We start from the raw sequence: 10,784 nt of genomic DNA, 5'->3' as shown, positions 1-10,784 counted from the left end.
TTGCCGGCGAAGGCGTACTTCAGATCGCCTTCGCCGGCAAGCCGGGCTCCTACAGAAAGCAGAACGCAAAAAAAGCCCGCCAAGGCGCAAACCTGGGCGGGCTTTTTTGTACCTGGACGGTTTAGAACGCGCCCATGTAGTCGCGCTTGCCCACTTCCACGCCGTTATGACGCAGCAGCGCGTAGGTGGTGGTGACGTGGAAGAAGAACTGCGGCAGGCCGTAGGTCAGCAGGTAAGCCTGGCCGGAGAAGCGCTTCTCTTTCGGCGTGCCTGGACGGGTGACGATCTCGATGCCTTCCTTGCCATTGATCTGCTCAGGCGAGAACTCGCCGATGTAGGCCAGGACCTTGGCGATCAGCGCTTGCAGCTCGGCGAAGGTGGTTTCGGTGTCTTCGTACTTCGGCACTTCAACTTCGGCCAGACGCGAAGTAACGCCCTTGGCGAAATCAACGGCGATCTGCACCTGACGCACCAGCGGGAACATGTCCGGGTACAGACGGGCTTGCAGGAAGGCGTTCGGGTCGATGTTCTTGGCGGTAGCGTGGGCTTCGGCCTTGTTCAGCACATCGCTCAGGGCGTTGAGCATTTGCTGGAAAACAGGGACGGAAGCGTCGTACAGGGAAATGGTCATGACAGGTCTCTTGTGGTGACAGGAGGGAAACGTGGGCCGATTATAGCCGTGCGCCGCCCTCCCGGAACGGCTCTTTTTCATTTGCCTGGGCGCGGCTCTTTGGGCATGCCCAAGGCACGCTCGGCGATGATGTTGCGCTGGATTTCGTTGCTGCCGCCGTACAGGGTGTCGGCGCGGCTGAACAGGTACAGCGACTGCAGGCGGGTCAGTTGATAAGGCGCGGCTTCGAGCAATTCCGCCTCGGCGCCGAGCACGTCCATCGCCAACTTGCCGAGGCTGGCGTGCCAGGTCGACCAGAACAGTTTGTAGATGGTCGCCTCCTTGCGCAGCGAACCGTCCTGGCTACCCGAGAGCATGCGCAGCGAGTTGTAGCGCATGATCCGCAGCCCGCTCCAGGCTTCGGCCAGACGCTGGCGAAGGATGGGATCGCGGGCAGCGCCATTGGCCTTGGCGATGGCGATGATCTCGTTGAGTTCGTTCTGGAACTGCATCTGCTGGCCGAGGGTCGAGACACCGCGTTCGAAACCGAGCAACGCCATGGCGATTTTCCAGCCATCGCCTGGCGCGCCGATGATGTTGGCGGCGTCGGTACGGGCGTCGTCGAAGAACACTTCGTTGAACTCCGAGGTGCCGGTCAGTTGCTCGATGGGTCGCACGGTGATTGCCGCCTGGTCCATCGGCACCAGCAGGAAAGACAAACCGCGATGGCCAACGCTGCCCGGTTCGGTGCGGGCGATGACAAAGCACCAGTCCGACTCATGGGCCAGGGAGGTCCAGACTTTCTGCCCGTTGATCACCCATTGCCCCGTCGCCTCATCCAGCGTCGCGCGGGTCTTGACGTTGGCCAGGTCGGAACCGGCGCCCGGCTCTGAATAGCCTTGGCACCAGAACTCGGTACCGCTGACGATCCCCGGCAGAAAACGCCGTTGCTGTTCGGCCGTACCGAAAGCGGCGATGGTCGGTCCGGCCAGGCCTTCGCCAATATGGCCCATGCGTCCCGGGCCGCCGGCGCGGGCGTATTCTTCATGGAAGATCACTTGACGGGTGATCGACAACCCACGCCCGCCATGCTCCGGCGCCCAGCCGACACAGGTCCAGCCACCTTCGGCGAGTTTACGTTCCCAGGCTTTGCGCTCTTCGGGAAACATGTGCTCATCGCCGGGTCCACCGCGAAAACGCAGGGGCTCGAATTCGCCGCAGAGGTTGTTGCTCATCCAATCGGCTACTTCCTGGCGAAAGTGCTCGTCCTGCTCGCTGAAATTGATTTTCATGGCTGCTCTCCCAGAATCACCGAAGCAATGCGCTCGCGATGCCAGGCCGGTAGCCCGAGAAAGCTCTCGCTGGCGCGGGCCCGCTTGAAGTAGAGGTGCGGGTCGTATTCCCAGGTGAAACCGACGCCGCCATGCAACTGGATCGATTCGGATGCGCAGTGGAAAAAGGTTTCCGAGCATTGGGCCTTGGCCAACGCAGCCGCCAGCGGCAGTTGCACCGCCACTTCAGCATCGCCCCGGGGATCAAGGACTTCCTGAGCCACGCACGCCGCATAGTAGGCGGCCGAACGTGCGCATTCGACTTGCAGCATCATGTCGGCGGCGCGGTGCTTGAGCGCCTGGAAACTGGCGATGGGGCGACCGAACTGCTGGCGTTCCTGCATATAGGCCACGCTGAGGTCGAGCACCTGCTGCGCGCCGCCGGTCTGCTCGGCAGCCAGGCCGATGCAGGCCAGTTGCAGGACGCGTTCCAGGTGCGACCAGCCATAACCCAATTCGCCCAGCAGCTCATCCGCTTCGAGGTACAAGCCCTTGAGCTCAATCCGCGCCTGACGCCGGGTCTGGTCCATGGTGGGCAGCAACTGCCGTTCGATGCCCGCACGTACGGCGTTGACGGCAAACAGGCTGATGCCCGTTACGCCAGCGGTTCCGGGCTGACGTGCGGCAATGATCAACAGGTCGGCGCCATCGCCGTCCAGCACATGCTTGAGCGTGCCGTCGAGAACAAAGCCGGCACCCTCCGCCACTGCCGTGGCCTGGACATCGTCGGCCGACCAGCCATTGGTACTGCTGAACGCCAGGGTCGCGGTCACGCTGCCGTCGGCGATCGACGGCAACCATCGCTGCTTCTGCTCATCATTGGCGGCCAGCAACAGCGCCGGCGTGGCCATGCAGGCGGTGGCGAAAAACGGCGAGCACAGCAAGCGCCGGCCCATCTGCTCCAGCAGAATTGCCAATTCGACATAACCGAGGCCGAGGCCGCCATAGGCCTCTGGAATATGAATCGCCGGCCAGCACATTTCCTGGCATAACCGCTGCCAGAGGGCTTCGTCGAAACCCCGGTCGCTGACCATCGCCGCGCGCACGGCGGCGGAATCCGATACATCGGCGAGGAAACCCTCGGCCGACTCGCGGATCATTTCCTGTTCGTCGCTGAATGCAAACTCCATCGCGGCGCCTTCTGCTCGTTTGGCGGGGCGCGCGTGGCGCAACACCCCTTTGAGCATGAAGTTTGGCGCCGCCCGGACGCGACAGAATCGTCAGCCTTGCCTAGTCCGAACGGGCGATGTCAAAGTGCGCCTACGCAAGTGAAAAACATGAATCGGCTAAGGATGCAGAACCATGAGCACTGAGCAAGAGACGACTTTCGACGAGCCGCGGCTCAACACTACGGAAATCCGCATTCTGGGCTCCCTGATCGAAAAACAGGCCACCAGTCCGGAAACCTATCCCCTGACCCTCAATGCCCTGGTGATCGCCTGCAACCAGAAAACCAGCCGCGAGCCGGTGATGAACCTCACCCAGGGCCAGGTCGGCCAGAGCCTGCGCGCCCTCGAAGGGCGCGGCTTCACTCGACTGGTGATGGGCAGCCGTGCCGATCGCTGGGAGCACAAGGTCGACAAGGCACTGGAACTGGTGCCAGCGCAGGTGATCCTGACCGGGCTGTTGTTTTTAAGGGGGCCGCAGACGGTCAACGAACTGCTGACCCGCAGCGGGCGCATGCATGATTTCGAGGATGCCGAGCAGGTCGTGCATCAGCTCGAACGCCTGATTGCCCGCCGCCTGGCCGTGCTGATCCCGCGTCAGGCCGGCCAGCGTGAAGATCGTTATACCCACGCGCTGGGTGATCCGGCGGATATCGAAGCGATTCTCGCGGCACGGCAAAATGCGCCGGAGCGCGGTGCTGGCGGCGCCGTGTCGGTTGAGCGAATCGAAGAGCTCGAAGCGCGAATCGCCGCGTTGGAAGAGCGTTTGGCACGCCTTGAGTAAAAGCTTGAATCAATAGGCAAGGCTGCTGCGAGCAAACTCCACGGCCTTTTCAAACTGCTCATCGGTCGGGCGCACGCCGGTATAGAGCACAAATTGCTCCAGTGCCTGGATCGCAATCACTTCGAGCCCGGTGATGACATGCTTGCCCTCGGCACGCGCGCGCAGGATCAGCGGGGTTTCCGCGGGAACGGCAACCACATCGAAGACGATATCCGCAGCTGCGATGGCCTCGGCATCGAACGCCAGCTGATCGGCTTGCGGGCCGGTCATGCCGATGGGCGTGACGTTGATGAGCATTTGCGGGCGCCGGTCACCCAGCTCGGCTTGCCAGGGGTAGCCCAACGACTTGGCCAACGCCTGGCCGGCGCGTTCGTTGCGGGCCACGATCAGGCCATTGTGGTAACCGCCATCGCGCAAGGCGCTGGCCACCGCCTTGGCCATGCCACCACTGCCAAGCAGGGCAAATGAGGTGTCCTTGGGCACCTGGTGGGTCTCCAGCAACTGGGCTATGGCGATGTAGTCGGTGTTGAAGGCCTTGAGATGGCCGTCGGTATTGACGATGGTATTGATCGACTGGATGGCCGCAGCAGAAGGGTCCAGTTCGTCGACCAGGGCAATGCAGGCTTCCTTGAACGGCATCGATACGCCGCAACCACGAATACCCAGGGCGCGGATGCCGCCGACGGCGCCCGGCAGGTCCTGGCTCGAGAACGCCTTGTAATAGAAATTAAGCCCCAGTTGCTCATACAGATGATTGTGAAATCGCAGGCCAAAGTTCCCGGGCCGTCCGGAGAGGGACATGCACAGCTGGGTGTCTCTGTTGGGGTTCATCTGCATGTGAATCTCCTTGCATTGCACTTTCGGATGGACGGGATTAGCCAGTCCATCGGGTTCTGTTCAATCATGGTCGCACGCCTTGATCGACGCCGCGCGAGCGTAAGTTCGCCGACACAGACCTTACACAAAATTTACCCGGCAGCTGTGCTGATTTTCAAAAAAAAGCTGTCTCAGAAGTATCCCCGCGACATTCCTTGTGTCTATGGCAGACGCAAGCGCCGGGTCGAAGAACCGAGGAATCATCATGATTCGTAGAATCCCCACAGTGGCCTTGCTGATCGGCGCCCTGGCTGTCGCAGGGCAAGCAGAGGCGCATGGCGGCGGTGGTGGCTGGGAAGGACCGGCGGTGTTTGGCGCGATCGTCGGCTCGGCCATCGTTGGCTCGGCAATCATCAACAGCAACCGGCCTGTGTATGTAGCGCCGCAACCGGTCTACGCGCAGCCGGTTTACGCTCAACCGCAACCGGTGTACATGGCGCCTCCTCCACCGGTCTATTACCAGCCCGCACCGGTATATGTGGGGCAACCCATCTACTATCGCCCGGCGCCGGTCTACTACGGTCCACCGCGTGGCTACTATGGCCCCCCTCGTGGCTATTACGGCCCTCCCCACGGTTACGGCCGCTGGTAACCGCGGGTTCCCTGTACCTGTAGGAGCGAGCTTGCTCCGGGCGGCGTTCCGACGATGGACGTGAACGCTGCAAGCTCGCGTCCGTAGTTTACCGTTCGTCGTCACAGGTCTGGAAAAATCCTGTAGGCGTCGCTATCGGAACAGTGTCGACCCTTGATTTCGGCAAGATTGGGTTCGTACCTGTACGGCCGATAACAACAAGGACGAGCTCATGCCCACACAAAACCCGCACCGCATCAATGGTCTGTGTACCTCCAGCAAGGTCTACAACGCCCTGACCGAACTCAAGCACCTGGAAGGCCATCGCAGCGCCAAATTCCTTTCGCTGCTGACCCAGAACCTGGTGCGCAAAGGCCTGCTCAACGAGCAGGAAGTGGTGCATATGCTCGATCAGGTGGTCGACTGAGCGCCAACCGCCTGGCAGACCTCACTGGCATCAATGACCACTATTGAAAGCGTTGATTGTTCCTCGAGACGCTCGGACCGTAAGGTGACTTCACAGATTAGTGGAGGTCCTTATGATGTCTCAGGTTCAGATCATGTCCGTTATCGGCAGCGCCGTTCCCGCACCGCTCAGAGCGCTTGGCTTGCTCGCCTGCTGGTACCTGGTCCAGGACGGCGAACAGATCAGCGGCCCGCTCACCTCGCTGCCCGACGCCCAGGCGTTGTCCCAGCGAATCGGCGCGGGACAGGCAGGCAAGCTCAGTGCCTAAGGCAACTGAACCCTCGGTTTGGTCTCGATGAAAATGGCCCAGCTCGACATGAACAGGGCCGCGATCAATGGGCCGATGACAAATCCATTGAGACCGAACAGCGCCAGGCCACCGAGGGTCGAGATCAGGATCATGTAGTCCGGCATCTTCGTGTCCTTGCCCACCAGGATCGGTCGCAGCACGTTATCCACCAGGCCAATCACGAACACCCCGAACAATCCCAGCACCACGCCCTGCCAGACCTCGCCGGTCAGCAGGAAAAACGCCGCCACGGGAGCCCAGACAATCCCTGCCCCGATCGCCGGCAACAACGACAGAAACGCCATCAACACCGCCCAGACCAGTGCGCTGGGAATGTCCAGGAACCAGAAAATCAAACCGCCCAATGCGCCCTGGGTGATTGCCACCAGCAGGTTGCCCTTCACCGTGGCCCGCACCACGCGATTGAACTTGAGCTGCAGACGGCGCTTCTGGTGTTCCTGCAACGGCACGGCCATGCGCACCTTGCGAGCAAGTTCGGCCCCGTCGCGCAGGAAGAAGAACAGCAGGTAGAGCATGATGAAAAAGCTGACAATGAACTGGAACGTGCCCTGGCCAAGACTGAACACCTGATTCGTCACCTCGCCACCGGCCATCGCGCTCTTGACGATTTTCTCCCGCAGCCCGTTCAACTCACCCACGCCGAACCGATCAAGCAAATGCTGGAAATACGGTGGCAGGTTGTGCTTGAACTGCGACACATAGCCGGCAATGTCCAGCTCACCGCTCTCGACGCTCTTGTACAGCGCCGCGCCTTCCTGAACCAGCAGCATGCTGATGATGATCACCGGCAGAATCGCGATCACCAGACAGATGCTCAAGGTGCACAGCGAAGTCAGGTTGCGCTGCCAGCCGAACTTCAGTTGCAACCGGCGCTGCATCGGCGCAAAGACAATCCCCAGGATCACCGCCCAGAACACCGCACCGTAGAACGGTAGCAGGATCCAGATGAACGCAATGCTCACCAACACCAGCAAAACCGCCAGCGATTTATCTTTCAGCGTCTCTTCGTTCATGTCCGATCCATGTCAGTTCACCGGCACGCAACGTTGTGCCCTGATGGTTAGGCCACTACGGCGCGCGCGAGTGCCGTGCGCTTGGTGAAAAAGCATGGCAAGGGAGGTGTCGAAGAGACAGTCGTCAAATTCCAGGCAAAAAAAAAGGGGAGCACATGCCCCCCCGAGGTTTAAAGCGTTGTATCGCGGCTGTTAACTCAGCCTTCGATCTCGATCAGGATCTCGCCCGGGTTCACCCGGTCGCCCTTGGCCACGTGGATGGCGGTGACTTTGCCGGCGATGGCTGCCTGGACTTCGGTTTCCATCTTCATCGCTTCGGTGATCAGCACAGCCTGGCCCGCCTTGACGGTGTCGCCCTCCTTGACCAGCACATCGACGATGTTGCCTGGCATGGTGGTGCTGACGTGGCCCGGGGCCGACGCCTGCTTGCGTTTGCTGCTGCCGCCGCTGACGAATTCATTGAGCGGTTCGAACACCACTTCTTCCGGCATGCCGTCGATGGACAGGTAGAAGTGGCGCTTGCCTTCGGCCTTGACGCCAACACCGGTGATGTCGACGCGGTAGGTTTCGCCGTGGACGTCGATGACGAACTCGGTCGGCACGCCTTCACCGCCGGCCGAGGCGACGCCACCGGCTTCAGGAATCGGCAGCAGCACTTCAGGGGTCAGGGTGCCTGCTGCACGCTCTTCGAGGAACTTGCGCCCGATGTCCGGGAACATGGCGTAGGTCAGCACGTCTTCTTCAGACTTGGCCAGGGCACCGATGTCGGCGCGCAGCTTGGCCATTTCCGGCTTGAGCAGGTCGGCCGGACGCACGTCGATCACTTCTTCGCTACCGATGGCCTGGCGACGCAGTTGCTCGTTCACCGGGGCTGGCGCCTTGCCGTAACCACCTTGCAGGTACAGCTTCACTTCGTTGGTGATGGTCTTGTAGCGCTCGCCGGCCAGCACGTTGAAAAACGCCTGGGTGCCGACGATCTGCGAAGTCGGGGTCACCAGTGGCGGGAAGCCGAGGTCTTCACGAACCCGCGGGATCTCTGCCAGCACTTCACCCATGCGGTTCAGGGCGCCCTGCTCTTTCAACTGGTTGGCCAGGTTGGAAATCATCCCGCCCGGTACCTGGTTGACTTGAACGCGGGTGTCGACGGCGGTGAATTCGCTTTCGAACTGGTGGTACTTCTTGCGCACGGCGTAGAAGTACAGGCCGATTTCCTGCAGCAGCTCCAGGTTCAGGCCGGTGTCGAACTCGGTGCCCTTGAGCGCAGCAACCATCGACTCGGTGCCCGGGTGGCTGGTGCCCGAGGCGAAGCTGGAGATCGCGGTGTCGATGTGGTCGGCGCCGTTTTCGATGGCCTTGAGCTGGCACATGGTCGCCAGGCCGGCGGTGTCATGGGAGTGAATGAACACGGGCAGCGACTGTTCGGCTTTCAATGCCCGAACCAGTTCGCCGGTAGCGTACGGGGTCAGCAGGCCGGCCATGTCCTTGATCGCCACCGAGTCGCAACCCATGGCTTCCATTTGCTTGGCTTGCGCCACGAACGCGTCAATGGTGTGCACCGGGCTGGTGGTGTAGGCGATGGTGCCCTGGGCGTGCTTGCCGGCGGCTTTCACCGCTTCGATGGCCACGCGCAGGTTACGCACGTCGTTCATGGCGTCGAAGATGCGGAACACGTCGATGCCGTTGACCGCTGCCTTGGCGACGAAGGCCCTGACCACGTCGTCGCTGTAGTGGCGATAACCCAGCAGGTTCTGGCCACGCAAGAGCATTTGCAGGCGGGTGTTAGGCAACGCGGCGCGCAGCTGGCGCAGACGCTCCCACGGATCTTCCTTGAGGAAACGTACGCAGGCGTCGAACGTCGCGCCGCCCCAGCATTCCAGCGACCAGTAGCCAACCTTGTCGAGCTTGTCGCAGATCGGCAGCATGTCTTCGGTGCGCATGCGGGTCGCGAGCAGCGATTGGTGGGCGTCGCGCAGGATGGTGTCAGTAACGAAGATCTTCTTGGACATTGGTATCTCCTCATAGCGGCAAGTTTCAAGCTACAAGCTGCAAGAAAAAGCTGATCTGCTTTTACTTGTAGCTTGCCGCTTGCTACTTACAGCTGCTTATTCATAGGCCTGCGTGGGCGGCGATGGCGGCGGCGATGGCCAGGGCCAGCTCTTCGGGTTTGCGCTTGATCGAGTAGTTGGTCAGTTCAGGGTGGCTTTCGACGAAGCTTGTATTGAACTGGCCGCTACGGAATTCCGGGTTACGCAGGATTTCCTGGTAGTAGGCGGCGGTGGTCTTGACGCCTTGCACACGCATGTCGTCCAGCGCGCGCAGGCCACGGTCCATCGCTTCTTCCCAGGTCAGCGCCCAGACCACCAGTTTCAGGCACATGGAATCGTAGAACGGTGGAATGGTGTAGCCGGTGTAGATCGCCGTGTCGGTACGTACGCCCGGACCGCCGGGTGCGTAGTAACGGGTGATCTTGCCGAAGCTTGGCAGGAAATTGTTTTTCGGGTCTTCGGCGTTGATCCGGAACTGCAGGGCGAAACCGCGGTGCTGGATGTCTTCCTGTTTCACCGAGAGCGGCAGGCCGGACGCAATGCGGATCTGCTCGCGGACGATGTCGATGCCGGTGATTTCTTCGGTGATGGTGTGTTCCACCTGCACCCGGGTGTTCATTTCCATGAAGTACACCTCGCCCTCGGCGAGCAGGAACTCCACGGTACCGGCGTTCTCGTAACCCACGGCCTTGGCTGCACGCACCGACAGGTCGCCGATGTAGGCGCGCTGTTCCGGGGTCAGTTGCGGGCTCGGGGCGATTTCGATGAGCTTCTGGTTGCGGCGCTGGATCGAGCAATCACGCTCGAACAGGTGCACCACGTTGCCAAAGCTGTCGCCGAGGATCTGCGCTTCGATGTGCTTGGGATTGACGATGCACTTTTCCAGGAACACTTCCGCGGAACCGAACGCCTTGGTGGCTTCGGAAATGACTCGCGGGAATGCCTGTTCGAGTTCTTCACGGCTGTTGCAGCGACGGATACCGCGACCGCCACCACCGGAAGTGGCCTTGAGCATCACCGGGTAACCGATGCGGTCGCCTTCGGTCAGGGCTTCTTCAATACCAGCGACGTTGCCTTCGGTACCCGGCGTGACCGGAACACCTGCCTTGATCATGCTGCGGCGGGCTTCGGTCTTGTCACCCATGCGGCGAATGACTTCAGCCGATGGACCGATGAACTTGATCCCGCGTTCGGCGCAGATGTCTGCCAGTTCGGCGTTTTCCGAGAGGAAACCGTAGCCTGGGTGCAAGGCATCGCAACCGGTTTCCACAGCCAGGTTCACCAGCTTGCGCGGGTTGAGGTAACCGGCCAGTGGCTCGGCACCAATACTGTGGGCCTCATCCGCACGCTTGACATGCAGGGCATGGCGATCGGCGTCGGAATAGATCGCGACCGAGCGAATGCCCATTTCGGCACAAGCGCGTACGATTCGTACGGCAATCTCACCACGGTTGGCGATCAGGATCTTTTTTATCACTTGGAGTTTCCCTTGATCCGGTGGTACCCACGACCTGTTGACAGGTCGACGCGTGACCAAATGTTTCAGTTTGGTCGCAACGCCACACTAGCGCTCACAAGGGATTAACAAAAATGAATAATTATTGGGTCATGC

The 10,784-nt window shown here is 61.0% G+C and carries 11 protein-coding genes; 4 read left to right on the top strand and 7 right to left on the bottom strand.

Translation table 11 applies throughout. The features are described from left to right. Window positions 1–121: 121 nt before the first annotated feature. From SOP85_RS14065 to SOP85_RS14055, 3 genes are all read right to left on the bottom strand, one after another. Entirely contained in the window at window positions 122–631 is a 510-nt protein-coding gene (locus SOP85_RS14065; protein ID WP_323609194.1) for a DUF1993 domain-containing protein, read from the bottom strand. 77 nt (window positions 632–708) lie between these two features. After that, window positions 709–1,902 (bottom strand): acyl-CoA dehydrogenase family protein, encoded by a 1,194-nt coding sequence (locus tag SOP85_RS14060; RefSeq protein WP_323627265.1) that lies wholly within the window; start codon window positions 1,900–1,902, stop codon window positions 709–711. After that, complete coding sequence (locus SOP85_RS14055) at window positions 1,899–3,071, bottom strand: acyl-CoA dehydrogenase family protein (RefSeq protein ID WP_323627264.1); 1,173 nt, start codon at window positions 3,069–3,071, stop codon at window positions 1,899–1,901. Before SOP85_RS14055 ends, SOP85_RS14060 begins: the two co-directional genes overlap by 4 nt. 172 nt (window positions 3,072–3,243) lie before the next feature. Here SOP85_RS14055 and SOP85_RS14050 point away from each other — a divergent pair, with 172 nt between their 5' ends. Then, a complete protein-coding gene (locus SOP85_RS14050; protein WP_323627263.1) occupies window positions 3,244–3,891 on the top strand; it encodes a YceH family protein in 648 nt (215 codons plus the stop codon). Between the two features lie 9 nt (window positions 3,892–3,900). On the opposite strand, the gene SOP85_RS14045 is transcribed toward SOP85_RS14050, so the two are convergent. Next, window positions 3,901–4,728 carry a shikimate 5-dehydrogenase gene (locus tag SOP85_RS14045; protein WP_323627262.1) on the bottom strand — a complete coding sequence of 276 codons (828 nt, stop codon included), beginning with the start codon at window positions 4,726–4,728 and terminating at the stop codon, window positions 3,901–3,903. A 244-nt stretch (window positions 4,729–4,972) separates the two neighbouring features. Between SOP85_RS14045 and SOP85_RS14040 the strand changes: the two genes are divergently transcribed. From SOP85_RS14040 to SOP85_RS14030, 3 genes are all read left to right on the top strand, one after another. Continuing rightward, entirely contained in the window at window positions 4,973–5,359 is a 387-nt protein-coding gene (locus SOP85_RS14040; RefSeq protein WP_274074614.1) for a hypothetical protein, read from the top strand. Between the two features lie 211 nt (window positions 5,360–5,570). Continuing rightward, window positions 5,571–5,765, top strand: coding sequence for a hypothetical protein (locus SOP85_RS14035; RefSeq protein WP_274074613.1), 195 nt, complete (start codon window positions 5,571–5,573; stop codon window positions 5,763–5,765). A gap of 115 nt (window positions 5,766–5,880) precedes the next feature. Beyond that, window positions 5,881–6,072, top strand: a complete 192-nt coding sequence (locus SOP85_RS14030) for a hypothetical protein (protein WP_323609195.1) — start codon at window positions 5,881–5,883, stop codon at window positions 6,070–6,072. On the opposite strand, the gene SOP85_RS14025 is transcribed toward SOP85_RS14030, so the two are convergent. From SOP85_RS14025 to SOP85_RS14015, 3 genes are all read right to left on the bottom strand, one after another. Continuing rightward, a complete protein-coding gene (locus SOP85_RS14025) occupies window positions 6,069–7,127 on the bottom strand; it encodes an AI-2E family transporter (protein WP_274074612.1) in 1,059 nt (352 codons plus the stop codon). The genes SOP85_RS14030 and SOP85_RS14025 overlap by 4 nt on opposite strands. Window positions 7,128–7,324: 197 nt before the next feature. Beyond that, a complete protein-coding gene (oadA, locus tag SOP85_RS14020; protein WP_323627261.1) occupies window positions 7,325–9,133 on the bottom strand; it encodes a sodium-extruding oxaloacetate decarboxylase subunit alpha in 1,809 nt (602 codons plus the stop codon). 100 nt (window positions 9,134–9,233) lie between these two features. Beyond that, window positions 9,234–10,649: an acetyl-CoA carboxylase biotin carboxylase subunit gene (locus SOP85_RS14015; RefSeq protein WP_046817975.1), complete on the bottom strand. Its 1,416-nt coding sequence runs from the start codon at window positions 10,647–10,649 to the stop codon at window positions 9,234–9,236. Window positions 10,650–10,784 lie beyond the last annotated feature (135 nt).

Origin of the sequence: Pseudomonas sp. YuFO20 (assembly GCF_035064975.1) — a bacterium.
GTDB classification, from domain to species: Bacteria; Pseudomonadota; Gammaproteobacteria; order Pseudomonadales; family Pseudomonadaceae; genus Aquipseudomonas; species Aquipseudomonas putida_AE.
Note: the sequence above shows the minus strand (reverse complement) of the source record. Positions and strands in the feature narration are given on the sequence as shown.